Annotated in this window: 21 protein-coding genes; 11 read left to right on the top strand and 10 right to left on the bottom strand. The window is 61.3% G+C overall.

Features of this window, described 5'->3' with window-relative positions; all coding sequences use genetic code 11:
* Nucleotides 1-2 precede the first annotated feature (2 nt).
* Complete coding sequence (locus SZ63_RS01310; RefSeq protein ID WP_052959027.1) at nucleotides 3-1,922, top strand: glycoside hydrolase family 15 protein; 1,920 nt, start codon at nucleotides 3-5, stop codon at nucleotides 1,920-1,922.
* 78 nt (nucleotides 1,923-2,000) lie between these two features.
* Entirely contained in the window at nucleotides 2,001-3,305 is a 1,305-nt protein-coding gene (locus SZ63_RS01305; protein ID WP_048179872.1) for a serpin family protein, read from the top strand.
* Between the two features lie 36 nt (nucleotides 3,306-3,341).
* On the opposite strand, the gene SZ63_RS01300 is transcribed toward SZ63_RS01305, so the two are convergent.
* Entirely contained in the window at nucleotides 3,342-4,094 is a 753-nt protein-coding gene (locus SZ63_RS01300; RefSeq protein WP_048179870.1) for a TrmB family transcriptional regulator, read from the bottom strand.
* A 407-nt stretch (nucleotides 4,095-4,501) separates the two neighbouring features.
* Nucleotides 4,502-5,185 carry a helix-turn-helix domain-containing protein gene (locus SZ63_RS01295; RefSeq protein WP_241481217.1) on the bottom strand — a complete coding sequence of 228 codons (684 nt, stop codon included), beginning with the start codon at nucleotides 5,183-5,185 and terminating at the stop codon, nucleotides 4,502-4,504.
* Between the two features lie 324 nt (nucleotides 5,186-5,509).
* On the opposite strand from SZ63_RS01295, the gene SZ63_RS13150 reads away from it, so the two are divergent.
* The 3 genes from SZ63_RS13150 to SZ63_RS01280 all read left to right on the top strand — a co-directional run bounded on the left by SZ63_RS13150 (nucleotide 5,510) and on the right by SZ63_RS01280 (nucleotide 9,076).
* The gene (locus tag SZ63_RS13150) at nucleotides 5,510-5,836 is read left to right on the top strand and encodes a hypothetical protein (protein WP_241481216.1); all 327 of its coding nucleotides are present in this window, start codon (nucleotides 5,510-5,512) and stop codon (nucleotides 5,834-5,836) included.
* Nucleotides 5,833-8,091: an efflux RND transporter permease subunit gene (locus SZ63_RS01285; protein WP_048179867.1), complete on the top strand. Its 2,259-nt coding sequence runs from the start codon at nucleotides 5,833-5,835 to the stop codon at nucleotides 8,089-8,091. The genes SZ63_RS13150 and SZ63_RS01285 overlap by 4 nt, the downstream gene beginning before the upstream one ends.
* Nucleotides 8,092-8,386: 295 nt before the next feature.
* Complete coding sequence (locus SZ63_RS01280) at nucleotides 8,387-9,076, top strand: mechanosensitive ion channel family protein (protein WP_048179865.1); 690 nt, start codon at nucleotides 8,387-8,389, stop codon at nucleotides 9,074-9,076.
* Nucleotides 9,077-9,092: 16 nt separating this feature from the next.
* Here the strand turns inward: SZ63_RS01280 and SZ63_RS01275 are convergent, their stop codons facing one another.
* Together SZ63_RS01275 and SZ63_RS01270 are read right to left on the bottom strand one after the other, a co-directional pair.
* The gene (locus SZ63_RS01275) at nucleotides 9,093-9,884 is read right to left on the bottom strand and encodes a 4Fe-4S binding protein (protein WP_048179862.1); all 792 of its coding nucleotides are present in this window, start codon (nucleotides 9,882-9,884) and stop codon (nucleotides 9,093-9,095) included.
* 53 nt (nucleotides 9,885-9,937) lie between these two features.
* Nucleotides 9,938-10,549 (bottom strand): hypothetical protein, encoded by a 612-nt coding sequence (locus SZ63_RS01270; RefSeq protein WP_048179860.1) that lies wholly within the window; start codon nucleotides 10,547-10,549, stop codon nucleotides 9,938-9,940.
* Between the two features lie 69 nt (nucleotides 10,550-10,618).
* Between SZ63_RS01270 and SZ63_RS01265 the strand changes: the two genes are divergently transcribed.
* A complete protein-coding gene (locus tag SZ63_RS01265) occupies nucleotides 10,619-10,939 on the top strand; it encodes a hypothetical protein (RefSeq protein WP_048179856.1) in 321 nt (106 codons plus the stop codon).
* On the opposite strand, the gene SZ63_RS01260 is transcribed toward SZ63_RS01265, so the two are convergent.
* From SZ63_RS01260 to SZ63_RS01245, 4 genes are all read right to left on the bottom strand, one after another.
* Nucleotides 10,881-11,753: a lipase family alpha/beta hydrolase gene (locus tag SZ63_RS01260; protein WP_241481215.1), complete on the bottom strand. Its 873-nt coding sequence runs from the start codon at nucleotides 11,751-11,753 to the stop codon at nucleotides 10,881-10,883. The two genes, SZ63_RS01265 and SZ63_RS01260, sit on opposite strands and share 59 nt — an antisense overlap.
* A 42-nt stretch (nucleotides 11,754-11,795) precedes the next feature.
* Nucleotides 11,796-14,930 (bottom strand): DEAD/DEAH box helicase, encoded by a 3,135-nt coding sequence (locus SZ63_RS01255; protein ID WP_048179848.1) that lies wholly within the window; start codon nucleotides 14,928-14,930, stop codon nucleotides 11,796-11,798.
* 130 nt (nucleotides 14,931-15,060) lie between these two features.
* A complete protein-coding gene (locus tag SZ63_RS01250; RefSeq protein WP_048179845.1) occupies nucleotides 15,061-15,402 on the bottom strand; it encodes a hypothetical protein in 342 nt (113 codons plus the stop codon).
* 132 nt (nucleotides 15,403-15,534) lie between these two features.
* Nucleotides 15,535-16,740: a deoxyguanosinetriphosphate triphosphohydrolase family protein gene (locus SZ63_RS01245; protein WP_048179842.1), complete on the bottom strand. Its 1,206-nt coding sequence runs from the start codon at nucleotides 16,738-16,740 to the stop codon at nucleotides 15,535-15,537.
* A 149-nt stretch (nucleotides 16,741-16,889) separates the two neighbouring features.
* On the opposite strand from SZ63_RS01245, the gene SZ63_RS01240 reads away from it, so the two are divergent.
* Nucleotides 16,890-17,555 carry a dihydrofolate reductase family protein gene (locus tag SZ63_RS01240; RefSeq protein ID WP_048179839.1) on the top strand — a complete coding sequence of 222 codons (666 nt, stop codon included), beginning with the start codon at nucleotides 16,890-16,892 and terminating at the stop codon, nucleotides 17,553-17,555.
* Nucleotides 17,556-17,777: 222 nt separating this feature from the next.
* Here the strand turns inward: SZ63_RS01240 and SZ63_RS01235 are convergent, their stop codons facing one another.
* A complete protein-coding gene (locus SZ63_RS01235; protein ID WP_048180760.1) occupies nucleotides 17,778-18,224 on the bottom strand; it encodes a CGGC domain-containing protein in 447 nt (148 codons plus the stop codon).
* Nucleotides 18,225-18,655: 431 nt separating this feature from the next.
* On the opposite strand from SZ63_RS01235, the gene SZ63_RS01230 reads away from it, so the two are divergent.
* Both SZ63_RS01230 and SZ63_RS01225 read left to right on the top strand, forming a co-directional pair.
* Entirely contained in the window at nucleotides 18,656-19,210 is a 555-nt protein-coding gene (locus SZ63_RS01230) for an HdeD family acid-resistance protein (RefSeq protein WP_048179836.1), read from the top strand.
* 223 nt (nucleotides 19,211-19,433) lie between these two features.
* A complete protein-coding gene (locus SZ63_RS01225) occupies nucleotides 19,434-20,738 on the top strand; it encodes an anaerobic sulfatase maturase (protein ID WP_048179834.1) in 1,305 nt (434 codons plus the stop codon).
* 26 nt (nucleotides 20,739-20,764) lie between these two features.
* Here the strand turns inward: SZ63_RS01225 and SZ63_RS01220 are convergent, their stop codons facing one another.
* A complete protein-coding gene (locus SZ63_RS01220; RefSeq protein ID WP_048179829.1) occupies nucleotides 20,765-23,113 on the bottom strand; it encodes an arylsulfatase in 2,349 nt (782 codons plus the stop codon).
* A gap of 454 nt (nucleotides 23,114-23,567) precedes the next feature.
* On the opposite strand from SZ63_RS01220, the gene SZ63_RS01215 reads away from it, so the two are divergent.
* The gene (locus SZ63_RS01215; protein ID WP_048179826.1) at nucleotides 23,568-24,176 is read left to right on the top strand and encodes a hypothetical protein; all 609 of its coding nucleotides are present in this window, start codon (nucleotides 23,568-23,570) and stop codon (nucleotides 24,174-24,176) included.
* Nucleotides 24,177-24,352: 176 nt separating this feature from the next.
* Entirely contained in the window at nucleotides 24,353-24,535 is a 183-nt protein-coding gene (locus SZ63_RS01210; RefSeq protein ID WP_048179825.1) for a hypothetical protein, read from the top strand.
* The last annotated feature ends 12 nt before the right edge of the window (nucleotides 24,536-24,547 follow it).

The following is a 24,547-nucleotide window of genomic DNA, read 5'->3' as shown; positions in this document are numbered from 1 at the left end:
GTATGCGGGACGAAGGCTACAAACCCATCGCCGACTACGCCGTCATCGGGAACCTCCGGACGGCGGCGCTCGTCGGGAAGGACGGTTCGATCGACTGGTGCTGCTACCCCTACCTCGACCGGGCAAGCGTCTTTGCCGCACTGCTCGATACCCGGCTCGGCGGCAGGTTCCGGGTCTCCGTCCCGGGGGTAGAACGGGGAAGACAGCGCTACGTCGAGGACACCAACGTCCTCGTGACCGGGTTCTCCGATGAAGCGGGGACGCTCGTGGTGACCGACCTGATGCCGCTCTTCGGGAGCATCAGAGGACGCGGAGGGTCGTTCGCCCCGCCCGAACTCTACCGCATCCTCGACTGCGAGGACGGCACCGTGGAGGTAGCGGTGGAGTGGTCGCCCCGGTTCGATTACGCCAGGGGGACGACCGATATCGAACGGATTCCGGACGGCTGGCTGGCAACCGACGGAAGGGACGACATGGCGCTCTTCGGCATGGAAGAGGGCGGGGTGGCCGGGGAGGAGGGCGGGCACACCCTCCGGGCGACGTTCCCGATGCAGGCGGGAGAACGGCGTGTCCTGATAGCACGGTGGGGAACCGAAGATTTGACCTACGTGCCGGAGCGGGCAGAGGCCATCGTAGAGAAGACCGCGGAGATCTGGCGGGCGTGGGTGCACGGGAGCGAACCCCTCCACAACGAAGAGTGGGCGGACGGCCTGCTCCCGCTGCTCGTCAGGTCGGAACTCGCCCTCAAACTGCTGACGAACGCGGCGACGGGAGCGATCACCGCCGCACCGACGACATCCCTCCCCGAGGAGATCGGCGGGGTACGGAACTGGGATTATCGCTTCGCCTGGATTCGTGACTCGGCTATGACGGCGCAGGCGCTGATCGCTCTCGGGCACGAGAAGGAGGCCGTCGAACTCCTCTCCTGGATGGAACGGGTCTCGGAGATGTACGTCGGGGAAGGGCGCGGACTCCGGATCATGTACGGCACTCACGGGTGGTCCGAACTCGACGAGGAAGAACTCTCTCACCTCGAGGGATACCGGGGCTCGCGGCCGGTCAGGATCGGGAACGGCGCCGCCGGCCAGCTGCAGCTCGAGATCTACGGCGAGCTCCTCAACACCGCATACGAACTTTACCGGCGAGGGTACAGGCCCTCCGGGGAGGAAACGGCGTTCCTTTCCAGGGTTGCCGACGAGGCGTGCAGCATCTGGAGAGAGCCGGACTACGGCATATGGGAGATCCGGGGCGAGCCGCGCCACTACGTCTACTCGAAGGTGATGCTCTGGGTGGCGCTCGACCGGGCGACCCATCTCGCCGACCGATACGGCCTCCGGGGGGACAGGAACCGGTGGGCGCGAAACGCCGTCGCGATCAGGCGGCAGGTGCTTGAACAGGGTTACGACGCAGAGACGGGCGCGTTCGTCCAGTCGTACGGGTCGAAAGAACTGGATGCGGCCAACCTCCGCATCCCGCTCCTCGAACTTCTTCCGTTCGACGACGAACGGGTGGCCGGGACTATCGATGCGACGATTGCCGGTCTCACGGAGAACGGGCTTGTCTACCGGTACCTGGCTGAAGACGGCCTCCGGGGTAAGGAGGGGGCGTTCGGGCTCTGCACGTTCTGGCTCATCGACGTTCTCGCGCTCTCCGGCCGGGTCGGTGAGGCACGAACGCTCTTTGAGCAGATGGTCGAGCGCGCAAACCACGTGGGACTCTACCCCGAGCAGTTCGACACGGCGACAGGAACGTTCCTCGGCAACTTCCCCCAGGCGTTCACCCATATCGGGTTCATCAACAGTGCCATTTACCTTGCCTATGCCGAAGGGAAACCCATCCCGGGGCACGCACCGATAGGAACCCCGAAACACCGTGCGGAACTCGAGAAGACGCGCCGGAGAGGTGCCGCTTTGAGAGAATGAACCATCTATCAGGCAAGACTTCGAAAACCTTCGTCGTTAACGCCAGGTATAATTATCCGGGGCACCATACCGCACACCATGAACAGAAGGATTATCGGCCTGCTGCTTCTCGCAGGCCTCATCGTGCTCGGCTGCATCGCTCCCGGATGCATCGATACGCCGCAAACGACGTCCGGGCAGTCGGCTCCTCCCGCCGGGCAGGAGACCCCGGACCCGGCTGCCGAAGGTGCAGGCAACGTCTCGGCGGGGAACAACCGGTTCGCGGCCGACCTCTACCGGCACCTCGCAAGCGACCCGGAATCCGCGGGCAAGAACATCTTCTTCTCGCCTTACAGCATCTCCACGGCCCTCGCGATCACCTACGAGGGCGCCCGGGGCACGACCGCCGACGAGATCGCATCGGTGCTCCACCTCCCGGTGAACGAGAGCCTCCGGAGAACCGGGTTCGCCGGGCTCGATGCCGTCCTGAACCACGGAGACCGGAACTACACCCTCCGCTCCGCAAACGCCCTCTGGGCGCAGGAGACCTACCCGTTCCTCCCGGAGTACGTCGATACGGCCGCCCGGTGGTACGGAGCGAATGTCACGAACCTTGACTTGGCCGGCGACTCCGAGGCGTCGCGGCAGACCATCAACCGCTGGGTGGAGGAGAAGACCGAGGACAGGATTCGCGACCTTCTGCCGCCCGGCTCGATCGACTCGATGACCCGGCTCGTGATCACGAACGCGATCTACTTCAACGGGACCTGGGTCAAGCAGTTCGACCCCGCCGAGACGACGGAGGAAGAGTTCCGGGTTGCTCCGGGCGAGACGGTGCGGGTACCGATGATGCACCGCACGGACGAGGATGCAATCTACGGGTATGCCGAGACCGGGACCCTCCAGGTACTCGAGATGCCGTATGCGCACGGAAACGGAACGGAACTCTCGATGCTCGTCCTCCTCCCGCGGGAAGACAACCTGACGGTTGCGGAGGAGGCGCTGGACGCGGAGACGCTCGCGGACTTACGGGATTCGATGACTGACCGGCGCGTCAGGGTCGTCTTCCCGAAGTTTACGCTTGAGACGGAGTACAGCCTCCTGCGGGCGCTTGCGGCGATGGGGATGCCGACGGCATTCTCTTACGATGCCGACTTCTCGGGGATGGACGGCACGGATATGCTCTTCGTCAGCGAGGTCGTTCACAAGGCATTCGTCGACGTGAGCGAGGAGGGCACCGAGGCCGCGGCGGCGACCGGCGTCGTCATGAACCTGAAGGCTGCGCCCGGCGAGGACACCACGCCCGTCTTCCGGGCGGACCACCCGTTCGTCTTCCTCATCGTCGAGGAGGATTCCGGCACGATCCTCTTTGCAGGGCGGGTCGCGAACCCGGAGGGATCGTAAGGAACAGAGGTCCGGTGAGGTGGGCCCTTCGCCCCCTCACGCCCCGGTAAGCCGCTCGACGATCGTCTTCTGCATGTAACCGATGATCGGCATATCCGAGCCGATCACCGCGTGCCGCCCGGACCCCACCGCGACGATGACGAAGAAGTCGCGCCCGTCGACCAGTATCGCGCACTCATCTCTCCTCCGGCCCATTACGGACTCGTTCACCGCCGGGGTCTCGAGGAGTTCGAGCACGGCACCCCGGGCCTCGTATATCGGGAGGTTGATCGCGGCATAATCCTCCTTCTTTTGCACGACCACGTAGAGGTCGATCCTGCGCTTGAGCGGTTTTATGGCCGCATAGTGCTTCCGGAGAAACGCCGGATCGTAGCAGAGGATCACCATGCTCTTCTTTACCCGGCGGAAGAGCGAGGCGATATGGTTCTCGATTGCCCAGCCGCTCCTGAGGATGAAGAACGAATCGGGAGGGAGACGCGGTTTGACCGAGAGGCTCTTTAACACCTCGCGGATCTCGTCGAGGGTCCGGATGTAGTCTTCTTTGAGCCGGTCGAAGACCACGTCGATGTCGAGCACGTAGTAGGAGGTGGGGGAGCCTTCCTCAACCGCGATGAAACCCCGCCGGGCCAGGTCGTTCAGGATCTCGTAGATCCGTCCCCGGGGAACCCCGCTTGCTTCGTGGATGTCCCGCGCGGTCGCCTTCTGCAGCCCGACGAGCGTGGAGTAGACGCTCGCCTCGTATTCGTTCATCCCGAGAGCCCGGAGCCCGGGAACTATTTCGGCAACCATTGCACCTCTGTTTGGTTGCAACACACTTATGGTTTGCGACGGGATACGGATATACCGGCGAGAGAGGGTTCAACTCTCCTCGCAAGACTGCCCTTTACCGGAGCAGCCTCCTGCCGGAGGCCAGATCCATGCCGTCAGCGATCCGGTTCCACGCAAAACGTCTCGGAACGCCCGGTCGGTTCGAAGAAGGCCGTTCCGGCAAGGACAAACGAGAGCAGCATAAAAGAGCGATACCACCTGAACAGATACTCGGATGTATCCACCCTCCGAAAGCCGGGAGAGCCATCATCAGCATGTCCCGGAAACGTATCCGGCAGCAACGGACGGCCGGGGTTCGGGCGCGGCTGAACCGGCGCCCGGACCACCCGTCTCCCGGTAAGCCTCCCGGGCAACGGGGGATTGCGCCGTCAGTAACCGGCAAGGAGCGTGGAGATGAGCCGGACCTCTGCCTTTCGCAGGTGCTCGATCGCGGTGGTCTTGCTGATGCCCACCTTCTCCGCGAGCTGCTGGCTGTTGATCCTGCGGGGATACTCGTAGTAGCCGTACTGTTTTGCCGCGAGCAACAGATCCCTCTGTCTTGGGGTGAGAACTGAGAGCGGCCCGTTCCCGGAGAAGGTTGCCTCCTCGAAGACGACGTTTCGGACCTCGCCGTAGGTCGACATCAGGCGGAGGACTTTGTTCAGGTTCTCTGAATCGCCGATGCAGGTGTGAACGAACAGGTCGCGGGACTTGTATATAGGAGCCGTCCAGATGACGTCCAGGTCGAACTCGCGCATCTTCTCCAGCAGGAACCCGTCCCGGATGACGATCCGGAGAAAACAGGTATACGTCCGGCCGTCGGCCTTGAGCACCTCAAGAGAACCGAGAATTTCCGGGAGCTCAAGGTCGCTCGCGGTGTATCCCTCCTTCATCGTGACGTCGGCAACCACCATCTCCCTGCCCTGTTCGAGGTCTACCTTAAGCAGATCGACGACTTTTATCGACTCGACCTTCTCCAGGATCGGTTTCATTGCCCGGTTGAGAACCTCTGCGTCGGCGGGCATGCCCATCAACGGATCCTTCGGGCAGACCTCGACGGTCATCTTGCGCATACATCGTGTGGGACGTCGCCCCCTATAAACACCGTACATATACGGGAGAACCTTGAATCCGCGGGCAATCCAGTATTGATCGATATGAGAGATGCTCGAGAACCGGCTGCAGGGAACCCTGCCGGGAAACCGGACTCCGGTGCCGGTCCCCGCCCGGGTTGCAGCAGGTTCATATCCTGTCCCTCAAAAACACTACCTCCAGCAGACAAGCCATTTATAACGAGGAGAGACGTGAACTGCGCAACCACCTGTAACACCGGATCCTGCCGGTGTTCCAAAGAATCGACGTACAAAAGACAGGCCAACCGCAACATACCCCGCAAAGTGCCGCATATAGAGGAGACCGACCAGGTCTGGATCGAAGCGGGGTTCATCCCCCCGGCAGACTGCCGAGAGGCCGTAGCCCTGCTCCACCGTCTCGCCATGGACGAAGAGCCTACAGCGTCCCTGCTCTCGTCCGTTCTCACGATAACGATTACATCCGGCGAGAGGGATTGTGACTACCGGATCCTCGACCCCGCAAAACTCCGGCGCACCGCCGGGGAGTACGGGATCGAACCCGCCGGCAGGAACGACGGTGAGATTGCCCACGCGGTGACCCTGGCAATCATCGGCGAGTACGGGGCGAGCATACAGGAGGTGCGCCGATGAAGAACCCCTACGAATGGCTCGCCGCCGCCATCAACAACCACACCTGGACCGTCGCCGGGGTCGCCGCCGCCATCTTCATCCTGGCATGCTTCGGGCTCTCGATGGTCTCGATGCAGACCGGCGACGACACCTACGTCGACAAAGCCACCCCCCGCGGCGCACTCCTGAGCCACTACACCGAGACCTACGGCTCCGACGCGATCATGCTCATCTATGAGGCGGACAGCGTCCGGAGCCCCGAGATCCTCAGGTATATCGACCATCTCCAGGAGGATCTCAGGAACGAACGCTACGTCGATACCGTCTCCGGCGTCGTCGACCTCTTGAAACAGGCGAACGGCGGCACCCTGCCGTCATCTAAAGCAGAGATCGACGGGATCATCGGGCAGGCCCCGCCTGAGATGGTCGAGAGGATGCTGCCTTCGGATCTCATGACGATCAGCGTCATCGCGCTTGAGCCGGGCGTCACCCTGGAGGCCCAGATGCAGGTCCTCGGGAACATAGAGTCCGCCATCGCCATATCGGAGCCCCCGCCGGGCCTCGCGGTCACGGTCTCAGGAAACCCGGCATTCTCAAAGGAGATGGAAGAGGAGATGGGGGGGCAGATGGGCGTGCTGATCCTTGCGGCCATGCTTCTCATGGTCCTCGCGGTGATGCTCCTCTTCTCCCACGTCCGCTACAGCCTCCTCCCCGTCGGGATCGTGGCCGTCGGGCTCATCATGACCTTCGGGTTCATGGGCCTCTTCGGTATTCCCGTCAGCATGGTGGTGATCGGGGCGTTCCCGGTGCTCATCGGGATCGGGATCGATTACGCGATCCAGTTTCACGCACGATTCGACGAGGAGATCCGGCGCGGCACGATCCCGGAGGCCATATGGGCCACCGTCACGCAGATGGGCCCCTCGGTCCTGGTCGCGATGTCGGCGACGGCGCTCGGGTTCGTCGCGATGCTCTTTGGGCCGGTGCCGATGGTCGGCGACTTCGGCATCGTCTGCACCATAGGGGTCGTCTCCTGCTACGTCGCGGCGCTCGTCATCGTCCCGGTCTTTGCAATCGCCACCCGCTACCGGCCGAAGAAGGAGGGCGAAACCACCAACCCCACCCCGAAGTCCGGGAACTCCTTCATCGAGCGGTATGACCGCTTCCTCGGCCGGCTGGCCTATACCGTCGCAAAGTACCCGCTCCCGGTTATCCTGCTCTTTGCAGTGGTCGCGGCGGGAGGCTTCCACCTCGACCAGAGCGTTCCTATCAGCGCGGACGAAAAGACGTTTGTTCCCGACGATATGCCGGCCCTCCAGGATCTGGAGAAGATCACCCGGACGATGGGGTCGACGAGCACCATCCCCGTCGTCGTGATCGCGGACGACGTCCTCTCCCCGGATACGCTTGCCTGGATAGATCGATTCGGGGTCTACGAGCAGGAGCATAACGACAAGATCACCGGTGTGACGAGTATCGCAACTCTGGTCCGGCAGTACAACAACGGAGTGCTGCCCTCGACCGAGAGAGAGGTCGACAGCGTCATTGCCCGGATCCCGGAGTCGACCCTGAAACGCCACCTCAACGGGAATATGGAGACGGTGCTCGAGTTCTCGACGGTTAATATGGAGATGAGCGTCGCCCGGGATCTCATCGGGAGGATGCAGAGCGATGCTGTGTGGAACAACCCGCCGGCCGGGGTGACGGTGAAGATAACCGGCCAGCTGGAGATGTTCGCCGCCCTCATGGATGATATCAGCGAGTCGAAAACCTTCATGACCCTGCTCGGGTTCGCCTTCATCCTCGGGTTCATGATCCTCGTCTACCGGAAATTCAGGGCCATCTCACCGGTCATCCCGATCGTCTTCATCGTGGGCTGGAACGGCGCGATCATGTATCTTCTCGGCCTCGAGTACACGCCGCTGACGGCCGTCCTCGGGTCGATGACAATCGGCGTCGCGTCCGAGTATACCATCCTCATCATGGAACGGTGCGAGGAGGAACTCGCCCGGGGCATGGAGTTCCTCGACGCCATCCAGACCGCGGTGCAGAAGATCGGGACGGCCATCACGGTATCCGGGCTGACGACGGTCTTCGGGTTCTCGGCGCTCACCCTCTCGACATTCAACATCATCAGCAACTTCGGGATCGTGACGGTCATCACCGTCGGGTTCTCGCTCGTGGGCGCAATCGTCGTCATGCCGGCGGTCCTCGCGCTGATGTACCGCTACACCGGGCGCTCCCGGGTTCCGGCGGGGGCCGGGGTCCCGGAGTAACCTCTCCGTCGCCCCCCCTTCTGATAAGTCGTCTCTTCCCCTGCGGGGCTCAAGCTCCGGCCCCGAAAACGCTTCGTGTTTTCTCATGCTCCTGCCGTTCCGGCAGTCGCACCCTACGGCCCGTCGCACCCTGCGGGGAAGTCGTTTCTAACGAACCGTCGCAACTCGCACCTGACGGGTGCTCACGTTCGCTCGTGCTCGCACTCCCCCTGCAACGGTCTCCCCGCGCTCCCCGGATGGCGGGTACATCAAGATTTATATAGTACCTCCCATATCCTTCCCCCGGTGATATACCATGACAAATGGAGACCTCTCGGCTCAGGTGTTTGAGCCGGTTGAAGAACTGGCCCGTAATGTCATTCTGTTTCTGCCAAACCTCATTGCAGCGATCGTCATCCTGATCATCGGCTGGATCCTCGGGCGTATCCTCGGAAGGGTCGTTGCCGAAGTTCTCGACCGGATCGGCGTCGACGACGCGCTCCGGAAGACATCGATCGGCCAGCAGATCGAACGTTCCACGATGAGTATAAGCCGCCTCTTCGACCTCATCGTCCGCTGGTTCATCTACCTCATCGCAATCCTCACGGCAGTCAGCGTCCTGCAGATCCCGGCCCTGACGGCGGCGGTCGCGGCCATCGTAGCGTACATCCCGAACATCGTTGCGTTTATCCTGATCCTCGTTATCGGGTTCATCCTGATCGACTGGCTGATGGATCTCCTCCAGAATGTGGGGGAGGTGCAGAGCATCCAGGGCTTCGGATTTATCGCGATGCTACTGCGGGCGTTCCTCTACTTCGTCGTCGCCATCCTCGCGCTCCAGCAGCTCATGCTCGACCTCTCGATCATCTACGTCTTCGTCGTCCCGATCGCCTGGGGAGTCGGGATCGGCGTCGGTGCGGCGATCGCCATCATCGTCGGGTTCGGCATGCGTGACCGGGCGCCGGAGTTAATGGACCGGTTGATGGGCAGAGTGGGAAGAGAATAACCCTTTTTTGGCGGGCTTACAGCCCGCCGTACTTCTGCACGTGCTCCCTGGCACGCCGGTGGCGCGGATCACCGTCGGCTGCAAGGGTGCTTCGGCCGTAGTGCCGCCGGTCCTCCCCGACCGGGCAGACTTTTATGCAGATGCCGCAGGGCGAGATGTGGCGCCGGGCGAGTTCGGCGCTGTTCTCCGCGCAGGCAGCCTTGTCGGTGAGGCCCTCGGGGTAATCCCGCTCATCGAGCGCGCCCACCGGGCAGGCCTCGACGCAGAGCATGCACCGGGTGCAGAGGTTCTCCGCGAGCAGCGGATCGGGCGGCAGGTCCGCCGCGGTGATGACCGAGCCGAACCTGACCCGGGGGCCGTACTCCGGCGTGAGGAGGGTGTTGTTCACGCCGAAGGTCCCGAGCCCCGCGAGGAGGGCGGCGTGGCGGTGCGAGAAGAAGGCGACGGGATTTTTCCGGAGCACCTCGATGCTCCCGTAGCCGTCCCGGGGGACGAAGACCGAGGGGTAGCCGCAGTCATTGAGGAAGGAGGCGAGCCGGTAGGTGTACTGGTCGAGCAGGGTGTTGACGGTCTTATAGAGTTCGTGGTAGTAGATCGACGGGGAGGTCTCGAGCACCGGGAGATGGATGGGAAGGCCGATGACGATCACCGACCGGGCCCCGGGAAAGATCGACTGCGGGTAGAACTCCTCCGGCATCCAGGGCCGGAACGGGGGGTTCTCCCACCGGTCCGTCCCCGCGATCCCGACGAGCGGGATCTCCATCTTCCGGCACCGCTCGAGGACGGCTGCCTTCAGGTCGCTGTTCATGGGTATCGATCTCTTGTGTCCGGCGGGAAAAAACCTTCCTGCCGGCCCGGGGATCAGAACGCCAGGCGGACGAGCCCCATCGTCGCCGCCATGACCACGACGATCGCGATCGCCCACCCGGCAAGCATGCAGAGGAGAGAGACCGCCCGCGGGTACTGGAAGACCCACGCGACAACGGGGGTTCCGTAGAGGGCGATCCCGGGGATCCAGATGACCGGGATCAGCATCAGGGCGCCGTAGCGTTTCAGGTAATCGATACTCCCCGTCTTTGCATCGATCTTCGATAAAAGACCCTGAATCATCCGGGAACGCCCGGCGAAGAGGTCGCAGACCTCGAGGATGCCGATCAGGACGGCAGCGGCCACCGACGTCAGGAAGAGAAGAACGACCGCCGGGTGCAGCCCGAGCGAGAGGCCGACGACGGCCGCGGCCGCCTGGAGGAGGAGGGTCGATCCGATGAGGGCCAGGACCGCCGCGGGGGAGACACCGAAGGCGGAGCCGAGGAGGAACGGAACGGCCAGGAGGAAGAGAAGCACGAACGCAACGGCTCGTGCAACCCGAAACCGGCAGGTGTCCGGGGAGAGAGCCCGCCCGCATGCCTCGATGGCGGCAGCCCTGATCATATCGTATCCTCTGTAGTCTTCCGGGTAGATGAACCTGCGCATCCACCCGCCGGGAGGGGTGGCGGTGTAAAAAGCCAGGTTTTTATTCCGGAGAGTTCTACACCCACGCATATGAGCGAGACTGAAGGTCGCTTTGTACAGGGGCGGTGGGTCGTCGACCCCGCCCCCGCACCGGAGGAGGAACCGGCAACGGAGGCCGAGCCGGCACCGGACGCTCCTACCGTCGAGAAGCGGGTGCAGGAGGCATCGGAGTCGGTCAGGAAGGCAGTCAACGACGTGGTGAACGCAGGCCAGCACCTCTTCGGGACGTCCGAGGGGCACGAGCATATCCAGCAGAGGGCACGGAAGGCAGGCGAGGAGCTGGAACGGGCGATCAGCGCCTGGGCGGAGTCCGCACGGCGGGCCCTGCAGAGAGAGAAAGGTAGTCCCTGACGCGGGCGACGACCTCGGGGTTTCTCGGCAGCATGGTGTGGCAGTAGAGCTCCGGGTGCCGGGCCAGGTTACCGGGGTCCGCGGGGAGGACGTCCATCCGCGCACCCGGGAGGTACGAGTCGGAGTGGGGAACGATCCCGTCGCCGGCATACGTCGTCCGCCACCCGCGGTCCGGGCCGAACTCCCAGGTTTTGCCGGCGAAGGCCGGGAAGAACGCCGGGGTCGCGGTGAGGTTCGCGCCGAGGACAATCCGGTAAGTGATCTCGTCGCGGGTTCCGGCGTCGCGGAGCGCCGCAACAGTCCTGCTCCGGGGGCGGAACTCCTGGACGATGGTATCCTCCCGGGGATCGTAGTCTTCCGGCACAAATACCCCGACAAGCCGCCGGATCACTTCGGGACCCCGCTCGGGGTCGTTGAAGAGTTCGGCCATGGCCGAACCGTTGTTCGGGGGGCCGATCCCGACGAGCTGCCGGACATCCTCCTCCCGTGCAACTCCGTCGAGGACTTCGAGGAGGTACCGGGCGATGCACGTCCCCATCGAGTGGCAGACGATGTCGACCGGGCCGCCGTACCCGGTCTCCTCCCGCTTTGTGTGGATGTAGTCCTGGAGAGCGAGAGCGATCGTCTCCGTCCCGGCGCCCTGCAGCCCCGTATGGTCGAACCTCCAGAAGGGCACCGCGGCCTCCGTGAGCGCCGGGGCAAGGCGGTTCCAGATACCGGGATGGCTCCGCCACCCGTGGACGAGAACGGCCGGACACCGGTGGTTCATCGGGATGGCACCACGTCTCCTCCGGGCAGGCAGGGGTTCATTCATTCATGATCTGACGCCGGCCGCGATGTATGTTTCGGCGGGCTGTTATCCAACCACCATCTTGTTCGCTCTCAGGAAGAAGCCCGGCGGCATCGGGTGATCGAGTTCCCAGGTGATGCTCATCGGCCGGCTCCCCTCGTGGGAGATGTACCGGGCGGTGCCGAGGAAGAGATACGGTTGCGTGACGCCGTCGACCCTGTTGTACTCGCGGACGAAGAGGAGGACCTTGCTCCCCCGGCGTTCATGCTCGATGTAGCGCCGGCCGGTCGGCGAAGATGCCGAAGTGGTGCTCTGGGACTGCCAGTGGAAGAGGGTCTCGTTGACCGCGTAGTCTTTGTACATCGTTGTGGGCGAGTAGTGTTCTTCGGTCTTATTCAGGGTGACTAGGAACACATCGGCCTTTTTATCCTCCAGGTACACAACTCCCTCCCGACTGCCCCCTGCCGGTTTTCGGGTAAGGGTATAATGACCGAGTGCTGCAAAAGCCTGAGCCCGGGTGTACGTAGAGTGGAGTTCGAGGGCGTTCTCGAAACCAAGGTCGACAGATTTTGGTAGGAACTCGATATGTGCTCCGTTGTACTCCAAAAGGTCGCAGATCTCGCGCCGGATTTCATCATATGCGAAGATATCGGAGAAAATCTCTTCAACACCCATATTCTCGTCACGAAGAGACACATCATTGAGCGAGTAGTAGAAGAGTGCCAGCATGCTCTTCTCGCGGTCCGAGAGGGCCGCCGGTGAGTAATGGCAGGGGTCGGAGAGCGCGGCCCTGATGAGGCGGATAACTTCCGGGGAATTCAGTGTCGCCAGCCTGATTGCGGCGCTCCTGGGGAAGAGGTGTTCATCCGTGTAGGTCTCCGGGTATATGCCCGCCTCTGCGGCCAACGAACAGAACGTGCCCTTCCGGTAAATATCGAGAGGCTGCAGGCTGTAACGCTGGAGGAATCTCTTGAATGTAAGGTGTTCGCCGGTCTCATCTTCAAACGAACGGATCTTGCGGATGAGCGTGGCCCTATTCGTGATGTTTGCCCTGATATTTGCAAGAACCCTCTCCTTGGCCTTCTCCTCGAAGTGGATATAACAGCCCTTCGGAAGCGAATAGGAGTCACGAGAGACCTGTTCTACCAGGGTTTTCCCGCCAGGAGAGAGAAGTGCTGAAATCCTCTCACCGAACGGGAAGTTTTTGTTATGATGGCCAACAAAGTCAAGGACCGTCAGGCACTCCTTCCCGTCCGAGAGACGGAGCCCCCGCCCAAACTGCTGGATAAAGACCGTGAGGCTCTCGGTGGGACGCAGGAAGAGGATGGTGTTCACCTCGGGAATATCAACGCCTTCGTTGTAGAGATCGACGACGAAGATGAAGTGGATCTCCTTATCGATCAGCCGCTTCTGGATGGTGGAACGCTCTTCCCGTGAACTCCCACTATGAAGGCAGGCCGCAGGGATACCCGCCTCTTGGAACGCTGCAGCCATATATTCAGCGTGCTCAACGGAGACGCAGAACCCGAGCCCGGTGATGTCGTGGGGATCGGTCGTGTAGTCCTGTACAGCCCTGATGATCAGGTCCGCCCGCTGCTGGTTCCCTGTGTAGACCCTGGAGAGCTCGGCAGGGTCGTAAGTTCCCCGTTTCCAGGGCACGGTATCGAGGTCGACAACATCGGTGACGCCGAAGTAATGGAATGGGGCGAGCAGTTTCCGGTTGATTGCCTCAGGAAGCCGGATCTCAGCAGAGATCTTTTCATTGAAATACTCGAGGATGTCAAGATTATCCATGCGTTCCGGTGTCGCGGTGAGTCCGAGAAGGACCTTCGGGGTGTAGTATGTGAGCAGCTTCTGGTATGAGGGCGCAGCGGCATGATGGAACTCGTCGACGATGATCATGTCGTAATAGTTCGGAGGTGTGATCTTCGGGAGATTTCTACTGTTCAGACTCTGGATTGAGGTGAACAGATGCGCGATCTGCGCAGGCTCGTTCCCTCCGACCAGGAGATCCCCGAAGTTCTGGTCTTTGAGAATCCCTCGGAAAACCTGGAGGCTCTGTTTCAGAATTTCCTCACGGTGAGCAACGAAGAGCAGACGGGGATATTCCCCCGGCCTCTGGACGAGACTCTTGTAATCAAACGCAGATATGACCGTCTTCCCCGTCCCGGTGGCGGCGACTATGAGATTCCTGTAGTTGTTATGCAGTTCCCGTTCCGCCTTCAGCCGCTCGAGGATCTCTTTCTGGTAATAGTAGGGCCTGATATCGAAGACCGGGCGGAAGTCTATCTCGCTCCGTCTCTCCTTCGAGAGAGCACGCTGCAACCGCTCCCGACTCTCCGAAGTATATTCGATGAACTCCGGGTCTTTCCAGTAGGTCTCAAACGTCTTCTCGATCCTCTGTATGATATCATATGAGTCCTGCTCGGTAACCTTGACATTCCACTCAAGACCGCTCGTTATCGCGGGGTTCGAGAGGTTAGATGACCCGATATAGGACGTGGAAAAGCCGTTGTTCCTGTGGAACGTGTAGGTCTTCGCGTGAAGCCGGGTTCTGTCGGTATCGTAAGATATCCGGACGGTGGTGTTCCGGAGGTCTGCAAGGGTCTCGACCGCCTTGATATCGGTTGCCCCGGTGTACGAGGTCGTGATCACTCGAAGCTGACCATGCCTGACGAATTCTTTTAAATCGTCGAGAATCAGGCGGAGCCCGCTCCACTTGATGAACGATACCAGGAGGTCGACACGATCGGCGGTCCGGATCTCCTTCCGGAGTTCATCCACGAGCCCGGGCTCCCCGGGAGACCCGGTGAATAGACTGCTCTGCGCGATAGAGGTCTCGGGACGGGTGGGGGCAGCAACCTTAAGTGCAGAGAGGTGATTGCACTCTACAAGGGCGAGCAAGACCTTTGCTTCGGGCGTGATCTTACACTGTTCAAGCGTCTTATCCCGTAGTTCAGCACCGAGGCGTTCGATGAGGCGGTTGCAGATCAGGACCTGCTCTTCAAGCGAGGCTCCTGCCTCATCGGCAGTCAAAAGAGCAGTTCTGATAATCTTTCCGAGGTATCGGGAGAGAACGGTCTGGGGATCGAAGCGCGCAAGAGGGTCTTTAAAGACTCTCCCTTCCTTTTCCGGACCGGAGAGTTTCGATGCAAGGTATTCACTAATGACCTGCTCGTAGATCCCTGGGGACAGTTCCATACATCCCATTTGGGGGAGGGGTTAAAAAAATGACACTGGTATGTGTCGACCATGTCGTATCGGGTCGAAGAAGGGGTCTAAACCCCCTTAATCAGGGCTGGAAACCCGATCCAGAAGAAACGCCCTCCGCCTAACTCACCTCAACACTGTGCCGGTACGTCCTGCCGACGTCTCCGTCCAGCGTGAGGCTGACCTTCTTTGTCTCCCCCGAGGGGATGGAGATCACCGTCGAGACCTCGTCCCGGACGAAACCCTTCTCCTCATCGATCAGTTTCATCGTCACGGTGACGTCGCCGTCGGCCCCGTCGTTCTGTATCACCGCGTTCACGTTGTACACGAGGCCTTTGGAGAGGCTGACGTCCTTGGTCAGGGAGTCCTCCACGACTTTGGGGCTGGGACCGCCAAGCCCCATGCAACCGGCTGTCAGGACGAGCACCGCAGCCAGACCGAGAATAAGGATCTGCTTGCTCATCAATATGCATTGACCGGAAGGGCCATATAAATATATACAATTCCTCGGGTTACATCAATCGGCCTGACGTGGAATCTCCGGCCGGATCTGGAAGATACCGGAAGTCGCCCCTTTCATAGGCCGTGCGGGGGTTCACCACCCCCGGTACCTCGACCGGATTCTCTCGGGAAGGATGCTCCGCTGGAAGACCCATTCGAAGTAGCGATCGGTCATCCCGGCGATGAAATCCCTCGCGAGTTCCTCCGGCGCCGCGGCACCAAGATATGCACGGGATGCCCAGGCCGCGTCGATCAGGTCTTCGTAGACCGGCGAGTCTCTCCGGCCGTTCTCGATATCTTCAAGGATGCGGTCGAAGAGATACCGGAACATGAACCGGATCTTCTTCTGGTTCTCTATGAGTCTCTCGTTTCCGTAGATGTGCTGCATGTTGAACTCTTTGAAGGCCGCGACGCACGCCGACGCCTCGGCGGAGAAGGCGATGCAGTCGGCATCGTAGCTCCCGGCGATGATGTCGCGGATCAGGACGTCGAGCACTCTCCGATTAACTTCCGAGAAATCTTCCTTCTTTCGCCCGGCAATACCGAAGAGGGCCATGCAGTTCTCGGGGAAGTCATCGAGATCCCGTTCATCGATGACCTCGACCTCGAGAGCGTCCGCCAGGTCGCGGCCGAGGTAGGAGACGCTGTCGGCGCACCGGACGACGCATCCCTCGGGGGTGAGCGGGAGGGCGTCGGCTCCGTCCTCGATCCGCTCCAGTTTCTCCGCAAACGAGTCCCAGTCGGCCTCGCCCTCCACCGTGAGGGTCTGGTCGTGGACCTCGCCGTTGTGGCAGAGAATCCCGTCCAGCACCTGCAGCGTGAGGTCGCAGTCCTCGACGACGTCGAGGAACCGGACGCTCTGGACGTTGTGCCGGAAACCCCCGATACCGTGTTCGGTGCAGAGTTCGTCGAGGAACTTCTCCCCGAGATGGCCGTAGGGCACGTGCCCGATATCGTGGCCGAGGGCGATCGCCTCGATCAGATCCTCATTCAAGCCGAGGGCTCGTCCGATCGTCCGTGCGATCTTCGAGACGAGCTGGACGTGGAGGACGCGGTGGGTGATATGGTCGTTCTCGACCAGGTAGAAGACCTGGGTCTTGTCGATGTAGCGCGAGTAGGCCTTCGAGTGGACGATCCGGTCGGCGTCCCGGAAGAACGGCGGCCGGATGACCGGGTCCTCGGGTTTGCGGCCGGACCGCCTGAGGTAATCGGCGTTCCGGGTCGCCCGGGGCGAGAGGAGCGACTCGCGGTCGGTCATGCTGCCTGCCATACGGTCAAAGATATCCTGCGGGATCTCCATCGGGCATCCTCCGGCAGGAAGTTCTCGGCAGGGAGAGGGATAGGGTTTTCTCTTCCGGTTAGGCCGGGGCCGACGGAGAACCGGTCAGGCCGGGGCCGTCCGGGGAGGGATTCGCGCATGTTATATCCCGAACAGACGTATCTCCCCGCATGGATCCGGAAGTCATCATCCACAACAGCGTGAGTCTCGACCACGCGGTGACGGGCTTCGAGGTCGATCTCGGGCTGCACTACGGCGCGCTCCTGGCCTTCGAGCCGGGGGCGGTGCTCGCGGGTTCGGCCACGGCGAAGACCGGGATCGAGATGTTCATGGACATCGGCGAGCCCGAAGCGGAGGCTGACCGGCACCGGCCCGGGGTCCGGCCGGACGACCCCCGCCCTGTCTGCGTCATCGTCGACAGCAGGGGCGTGCTCAAAAACCTGCTCCACTTCTACCGGAATATGGAGCACACGAAAGACGTCGTCGTCCTCGTCTCGGAGACAACGCCGGAGGATTACCTCGACTACCTCCGCGAGCGGGAGTACCCGTTCATCCGGCGCGGCGGGAGCCGGGTGGACCTCAAGGGCGCCATACGGGAACTCGGGGAGCGGTTCGGGATCTCGCGGGTGGTCTCCGATACCGGCCCGGACTTGAACGACGTCCTGATCCGGGAGGGGATCGCGGATACGATCAGCCTGATCGTCCATCCGGTCATCGTCGGCGAGGGGGAGAAGAAACTCTTCGGCCGGGCCGGGGGGCGGACGGCGCTCGAACTCCGGAAGGCCGTGCCGATGGAGCAGGGGACGGTGCACCTGGTATACTCGGTGAAGAGGTGAGAGGGGCGCTCATACAGCAGGCCGGCTCAAAGGGGTCCGCCGTCATCGACCCCGGCATCCGGCGGGTTCGAGCCCTCCGGCACGCGCCATACGGATCGTTTTCTCACGAAAGAAGAACCCGGCCCGCGGGCCGATCCGTGCCACGCAATACCTGAAGAGGGTCTGCGCGGGCACGGGAAAAGAGTACCGTGGCCTCCACTGATGCACCACCGGGACAGTGGGTTAATCGTAGGACAACCGGGTTTTTTCATCGGCGAGGGTGGGGGCAATCAGGTCTTTCCAGAGTGCCGAGTCCCAGGAGCCGAGATTCGTGTGCGTGGTGAAGTACTTCTCCGGGATAGGGTGGGTCCCCACGACCACGTCCATGTCGTATTTTTCCCTGATGAACCGGGAAAAGTACGCGATCCGTGGACAGGGGGGATACCCGACAACCATGCCGGTGGCGAGGTGCACGACCTCGGCACCGTTGTTCTTCATCTCCTGCGGGACGTACTCGATGTTCCCGCCGGGACAGCCGTTGCAGGTTGCAAACCCGACAAGCTCGACGTCTTTCCCTTTGTAGCGCTCAAAAGCGCCTTCGCGGTCGCGCAGTGCCCGCAGGCACTTGCCCCCGGCACAGGTCCGGTAGCGGTCGCAGATGATGATTCCCAGTCTGATCGGATCTCCCATGGGTATCTCTCCGAGATTCAGGATATTCAGCAACTCTGTCGTTCATGAGGGAAATATGCTGTGAAGAGCATCTGCATGGTGCCGGCAGTGCAATTGCCGTATCAATGGGCAAACGTATACCGGTAACGTTCGGGATACAGCAACGGACGTGCCTATCTGCACCGCGTACATGCATCTTCATACGGTGCACTGTCCGTCAATCACCGCAAGGACGATGGCGTTCAGGATTTGAAGTTCCGTTTTCGGCTCCGTGCTTCGTTCTGCCTGCTTTTGGTTTGAACTTCATGCAGGTATCGGGCCGTCCGGAGGAGGGAGCGGCGTTTTTGTTCACGCTCCGGGAGGCCGCAGGCGGGTGAGAGGCAGGCCGGGGTCTCCCGGCATGAAGCGTATACGCTTATATACTGCCCGGGGATACGGCGTATGGTGCTCTTATGACCAACGGTATTGAATCCGGCGCCGGCTTCCCGGAGACGGGCGGCGCGGCGGGCTCGGCACGCTGGTTCGTGCTGCTCCTCGGGATCGTCGCGATCCTCTTCGGCGTTCTCTTCTTCGTCTACCCCATCCCGACACTGACGTTCCTCGCCACCGTCCTCGGCATCTACTGGCTGGCGAACGGCGTCGTCGTGCTCCTCAGCCTCTCCAGGGATAAAACCGGATGGGGCTGGAAGATGCTGGTCGGCATCCTCGGCATCCTCGCGGGAGTGATCGTGCTCATCTATCCGCTCTACAGCGCCGTCCTCATCCCGACGATCTACGCCATCGTCATCGGGGTGGAAGGGCTCGTCATCGGGGCAATCTACCTGGTGCAGGGATTCTCCGGCGAGGGCTGGGGGACGGCGATCCTCGGCATCATAAGCATCATCTTCGGGCTGATCCTGGTCGTACACCCGTTCATCGCGGCGCTGGCCTTTGTGCTGCTCATTGCAGTGCTTGCCATCATCGGCGGAATCGCGGCGATCGTCTTTGCTCTCCGGATGCCGGGATGACCGGGGGGCAGGTATGGAGGCAGTGCCTCCCCTTCTCTTATCTCAAGCAGAAGCGCATTTTGCACGCTCATTTCGCGGGTAAAGGGCGCTTGTGCTCAACATCCCGGAACGCCGGCCCTGCTGCCCTGTGTTAAGCATCACGATAGTTTAATATGACCTTCCTCAGCACCCGGTCCCGAGCAGTCGTTCTGCCCGGAGGTAGGTATGAGTACGGGGTGGCTTGATGCGCAGGCCTGATGGCGAGGCAGCCCTCGCCTTCCACGTCATGGCGAAACCGACCGGCGCACGGTGCAATCTCGACTGTGCCTACTGCTTCTTCAGAAAGAAGGAAGCGCTATACCAGGAGAGCAACTTCCGGATGACCGACGAGGTGATGGAGGAGTACATCCGCCAGACCATCGCAGGGCATCGCGTGCCCCATGTGACGATCGCCTGGCAGGGGGGAGAGCCGACCCTGATGGGGCTGGACTTCTTCAGGCGAGCAGTGGAAGTGCAGAAGAAGTATGCAAAGCCTAAAACCCGTATCGAGAACACCTTCCAGACAAACGGCATCCTCCTCGACGACGACTGGTGCCGGTTCTTCCGCGACAGCAATTTTCTGGTCGGTCTCTCCATGGACGGCCCCGGGAGACTCCACGACGTCTACCGGAGAGACCGGCGGGGCCGCGGCACGTTCGACCGGGTCCTCAAAGCCGCCCGCCTGCTCCAGAAGCACCGGGTTGACTTCAACATCCTCTGTGCGGTCAACGGCACAAACGCCGATCATCCCCTGCAGGTCTACCGGTTCTTCCGCGACGAGCTCGGTGCGCCGTATATCCAGTTCATTCCCATCGTCGAGCGGGAGAGCGAGACCGGATTTCAGGAGGGGAATAGGGTCACCGATCGATCCGTCCGGCCGGAGCAGTGGGGACGGTTCCTGATCGAGGTCTTCGATGAGTGGATCGGAGGAGACGTCGGCCGGATGTTTGTCCTGAACTTCGACTGGGCGCTTGCGGGATGGCTGGGTAGAGCGGGGACGGCCTGCGTCTTCGGGCCCACATGCGGCCTCGGCGTGGCGCTCGAGCATAACGGGGACCTCTACTCCTGCGACCACTTCGTCGAACCGGACCACCTCCTCGGCAACATCCTCACGACGCCGCTGGTCGAACTCGTCGGCTCGGAGAAGCAGCGGAGGTTCGGGACGGCCAAGCGCGATACGCTCCCCAGGTACTGCCGGGAATGCGGGTTCCTCGCCGTCTGCAACGGGGAGTGCCCGAAGAACCGGTTCATCGAGGCGCCGGACGGCGAAGCTGGACTGAACTACCTCTGCGAGGGGTATAAAGCGTTCTTCTCCCATGCCGACCGCCCGATGCGGATGATGGCCGACCTGCTTCGGCAGGGGCGACCCGCGGACGAGGTGATGCCGATACTCGCGGCAGAGAGGAAGGAGACCGGCAGGACGGCGGCAAAGGTGGGGCGAAACGAACCCTGCCCCTGCGGGAGCGGGCTGAAGTACAAGAAGTGCTGCGGAAGGCGAACAGCGCCCTGAAATGGTGATGGGTTCTGGATCAGAGGCTAATCTCTCATGATCCAGGCAGCCACTTCCTTCTCGTGGTCGACGTAATGCTCGCCGCTGACATCGATCACCACCCGGTCGATGGTCCCGCCCGTAAAGGCGAAGGGTGCGGAGTAGTCCGGCGATACCGGCGACCCGCTGTCCCGGCCGACGCAGAGACCGTCGCCGGTGAGGGCGAAAAATCCGGGCTGGGTCCGGATTCGTCCCTCGCCCACCTTCTTCATGTCTATGTAGAGGGCGAGGGTGCCGACGGCGCTCCCGGTATCGGGATCGGCGCCATCCATTGCGAACTCCGCTGTGAAGACGTGCCGGCCGGCGGGCACGGTGCTGCTTGAGGAGATCTTCTGGATCGCGTCCCCGAGCCAGTTGTAGACGTAGTGAAGCCGCCCATCGGCGATGTAGAGGCTATGCCCGCCGCCGACGCCCCCGTGGGCGAAGAGCACCCCCTGCGCCTCCGGCCCGTCGATGACGGCGCCGGCCGCGATTGCATACGACCGCCCCCTGACACTGACCGCCACCGACTCGGGGACCTCGGCGGTACCCGGATAGTAGACGTAACGGTTCCTGGGCCTGGATGGCTGGGGGCGCGGCGTCGAAATGAGTTCCAGTGCGCTGCGGTCATCAAGCGGCATACCGTTGTAGACCCCTGCATAGTAGAACCAGAGCCCCTTGAGGAGCTCAAGCATGTCTTTCTTCTCGTCTGCAAGGTTCCGCACCTGGGCCCGATCCTCCTCCAGGTTGTAGAGCTCCCAGACGTCGTGTGCGTAGTTGCCCCAGCCGGAGAGGGGCGGATGGACGGTGTTTGCCAGCCACCCCTGGTGGTAGATCGCCCTCTGGCCGAGCATGGCGTAGAACTGGGTCTCCCGGCCGGGCGCATCGGGATTATCAAGACTGGCCCTGAAGCTCTCCCCCTCGATCGGGTTCTGGGTATAGCCCTTCAATACCTTCGGCGGTTCGATCCCCAGCAGGTCGTAGAGCGTCGGGACAATGTCCACGGCGTGGACGTACTGGTGGCGTATCCCTCCGCGGGCGCTGATGCCGCGGGGCCACGCAACCAGGCACATGTCCGCAATGCCGCCCTCGTATCCGGCAAACCGCTTCCAGTACGGGAACGGGGTGTCGAACGCCCACGCCCAGCCGGTGCAGTAATGGTTGTATGCCCCGGGGCCGCCGAGCTCGTCGATATGCGGCAGGTTCGCCTCGACCGTGTCGGGGACGTTGTTGAAGAACTTGTTCTCGTTGAAGGAGCCGCTGGGCCCGCCTTCGGCGCTCGCGCCGTTGTCGGATACAACGACGATGATGGTGTTCTCGAGCTGCCCCGACTCCTCGAGATAGTCGAGGATCCGCCCTACCTGGGCATCGGTGTAGGTGACGAAACCGGCAAACACCTCTGCCATGCGGATAAAGAGCCTCTTTTCGTCCTCGGAGAGCGAGTCCCAGGGAGGGACGAAGTCGAGAGCCGGCCACGGCTGACCGTCCGGCCCGGCCGTTGCCGGCTCACCGTGAGGGTTGATGGGCGATAGAACGGTATTCGCCGGCAGCAGCCCCATCTTCTTCTGGTTCTCGAGGATCTGCTCCCGTATCTTCTCGTAGCCCTCATCGAACCGGCCCCGGTACCTATCGGCCCACTCCTTGAAGACGTGGTGCGGGGCATGGGCGCACCCGGGACAGAAGTACATGAACCAGGGCTTTTCGGGGGCGATCATCTTCGAGTCGCGGACGAACTCGATCGCCCGATCGGCGATATCCCTGGAGAAATGGTAGCCCTCGTCCGGGCGGTAGGGCTGGTCCATGGGGTGGTTGTCGTAGACGATATCGGGGTACCACTGGTTGGTCTCTCCGCCCAGAAATCCGTAGTAGCGCTCGAACCCCCGCCCGAGCGGCCAGCGGCCCTTCCACGAGGACATGTCGGTCTCCTCTCCCGGGGTCAGGTGCCACTTGCCGATGGCGTAGGTGTTCCAGCCCCGCTCGTTGAGCACCTCCGAGATGAACCCGTTCTCAAACGGAATGCGGGCGGACAGCCCCGGAAAACCGGCGGACGCCTCGGTGATGCAGGCCATGTTGTTGCTGGTTGCGTTGCGCCCGGTGAGCAGACTCGACCGGGTGGGCGAACAGAGCGCCGTGGTATGGAAGTTGCTGTAGCGTATGCCCATGTCGGCGATACGCTGCATTGTGGGTGTCTCGATAGGGCCGCCGAATACGTCCATGGCCCCGTAGCCGACGTCGTCCCAGACGATCATCAGGATGTTGGGGGCATCCGCCGGTGCCTGCGGCTGCAGGTAGGGATCCCAATCAGGCACCGAATCCCGGATATCGAGATTGACCGTGCCCTTCCATCTCTCGGACATCTTGCACTCTCCATGTTGTGAGCGCCGTGTCAGGTGCCGTCATGGATTAATCACTTTCGATGTCCGGGTCCTGCCGGAGGATCGCACCCGGGCGGCGGGGCGCCGATGCCGTTTGCTGTTTCGAAAGAGGGGATGTCATCCGCTTTTCCGGATTGCCTGTTATTTGAGGATGAATCCTTTCTGCCTTAATACAACAGATAATCGTTTTCTGGACGATCTGGAAAAAAAGAAGTTTCGAAACGAATATATCCAATCAATTAATTTCTTTAGATGGTTCAACAATGTCAACACGGTGCCTGCTTCTCTTCAGCGGAGGTATTGATTCCGCCGCTTGTTTTTACCATTTTTTGTCGGCAGGCTTTACCGTTACGCCCCTTTACGTTGATCCGGGACAGAGTGCACTCAAAAACAAGCTGGAACACATTTCATGAATTACTAATTGTGAGGGACTCCAATGGGTGAGAAAACAGTAGAGGACTGCGTTAACGAGATTAACAAGTTAGCGGACAAGGCCGGGTTGATCAGGGAAATCTGTGCATATCAGCACAGAAAATATAAATGGATCTCCAGCGGACTATCACTTTCCATTCTCTTCTTCTCGGCGTCTATTGCCTTTTTAAGTATTGCGGATCCTACAATTCTGATTTCGTTATCGCTGCCCTTCCACGCTCAGCAGGACACGAGAAACGTGATTGCATTTCTGGGTTTCCTGATATTTGTCATCTCATTCTCCGACAGGATACTGAACCTGACCGAGACGATGAACAAGAATGAGCAGGGAGTGAAGATCCTTACGGACTTCATAAGGGATTGCCATACGTTCACGGATTCGGGAGCAAAAGATTGCGACGAGACTATGGCCGCCTTGAAACTGGAATCGATAAAGGAGCAGTACGGTTACCTCAACCAGGTAATGTCTCCCAACACGTTATTCAGCAAGACATTCCTGAAGATCAAAAAAGGCTACAAGATGAAGGTGAGGGTGAGCAAGATGCTCGACGGGGATCCCAATATCAGCATAAATAGGCACTATAAGATGAGAATCTGGAACTGGCTGTTCTAAAAAAGCCCGGTATGATGTGTAGGAAGGCGAAGTTCTCATTTTTGGCAGATTTCAGGTGTCACTCTCTTTCGCCCTGTCCGGCCGGATGCGGCAGAGCACTGGAACACCTCAACATTTATCGTTAAGTTCTCCCAGGATACCCGTACAGGCGAGAGAGCGGCAGGAGGTGGTGAGCGGTGATCAATATCAAGCGGCAATACATCGTAACCGACAACGACAGAAAGATCAGGGTCGTTCTTGATATCGAGACCTTCGAGAAGATCGAGGAACTCCTCGAAGACTGCGGGCTCGCGCTCTCGATGGAAGAGGTCGAGGAGGAAGAAACCCTCTCGCAGAGCGAGGCGCTCTCCGCGAGGTGAGGGTGAAATACA

It is taken from the genome of Methanoculleus sediminis, from assembly GCF_001017125.1.
GTDB lineage: Archaea > Halobacteriota > Methanomicrobia > Methanomicrobiales > Methanoculleaceae > Methanoculleus > Methanoculleus sediminis.
Note: the sequence above shows the minus strand (reverse complement) of the source record. Positions and strands in the feature narration are given on the sequence as shown.

Excerpts from the sequence above, each read along its gene's own strand:
- SZ63_RS01310 (WP_052959027.1), top strand. The coding sequence starts at position 3 with ATGCGGGACGAAGGCTACAAACCCATCGCCGACTACGCCGTCATCGGG.
- SZ63_RS01305 (WP_048179872.1), top strand. The coding sequence starts at position 2,001 with ATGAACAGAAGGATTATCGGCCTGCTGCTTCTCGCAGGCCTCATCGTG.
- SZ63_RS01300 (WP_048179870.1), bottom strand. The coding sequence starts at position 4,094 with ATGGTTGCCGAAATAGTTCCCGGGCTCCGGGCTCTCGGGATGAACGAA.
- SZ63_RS01255 (WP_048179848.1), bottom strand. The coding sequence starts at position 14,930 with ATGGAACTGTCCCCAGGGATCTACGAGCAGGTCATTAGTGAATACCTT.
- SZ63_RS01275 (WP_048179862.1), bottom strand. The coding sequence starts at position 9,884 with ATGAACAGCGACCTGAAGGCAGCCGTCCTCGAGCGGTGCCGGAAGATG.
- SZ63_RS01285 (WP_048179867.1), top strand. The coding sequence starts at position 5,833 with ATGAAGAACCCCTACGAATGGCTCGCCGCCGCCATCAACAACCACACC.
- SZ63_RS01260 (WP_241481215.1), bottom strand. The coding sequence starts at position 11,753 with ATGAATGAACCCCTGCCTGCCCGGAGGAGACGTGGTGCCATCCCGATG.
- SZ63_RS01220 (WP_048179829.1), bottom strand. The coding sequence starts at position 23,113 with ATGTCCGAGAGATGGAAGGGCACGGTCAATCTCGATATCCGGGATTCG.
- SZ63_RS01295 (WP_241481217.1), bottom strand. The coding sequence starts at position 5,185 with ATGCGCAAGATGACCGTCGAGGTCTGCCCGAAGGATCCGTTGATGGGC.
- SZ63_RS01240 (WP_048179839.1), top strand. The coding sequence starts at position 16,890 with ATGGATCCGGAAGTCATCATCCACAACAGCGTGAGTCTCGACCACGCG.
- SZ63_RS01250 (WP_048179845.1), bottom strand. The coding sequence starts at position 15,402 with ATGAGCAAGCAGATCCTTATTCTCGGTCTGGCTGCGGTGCTCGTCCTG.
- SZ63_RS01225 (WP_048179834.1), top strand. The coding sequence starts at position 19,434 with ATGCGCAGGCCTGATGGCGAGGCAGCCCTCGCCTTCCACGTCATGGCG.
- SZ63_RS01215 (WP_048179826.1), top strand. The coding sequence starts at position 23,568 with ATGGGTGAGAAAACAGTAGAGGACTGCGTTAACGAGATTAACAAGTTA.
- SZ63_RS01270 (WP_048179860.1), bottom strand. The coding sequence starts at position 10,549 with ATGCGCAGGTTCATCTACCCGGAAGACTACAGAGGATACGATATGATC.
- SZ63_RS01265 (WP_048179856.1), top strand. The coding sequence starts at position 10,619 with ATGAGCGAGACTGAAGGTCGCTTTGTACAGGGGCGGTGGGTCGTCGAC.
- SZ63_RS01245 (WP_048179842.1), bottom strand. The coding sequence starts at position 16,740 with ATGGAGATCCCGCAGGATATCTTTGACCGTATGGCAGGCAGCATGACC.
- SZ63_RS01280 (WP_048179865.1), top strand. The coding sequence starts at position 8,387 with ATGACAAATGGAGACCTCTCGGCTCAGGTGTTTGAGCCGGTTGAAGAA.
- SZ63_RS01235 (WP_048180760.1), bottom strand. The coding sequence starts at position 18,224 with ATGGGAGATCCGATCAGACTGGGAATCATCATCTGCGACCGCTACCGG.
- SZ63_RS01230 (WP_048179836.1), top strand. The coding sequence starts at position 18,656 with ATGACCAACGGTATTGAATCCGGCGCCGGCTTCCCGGAGACGGGCGGC.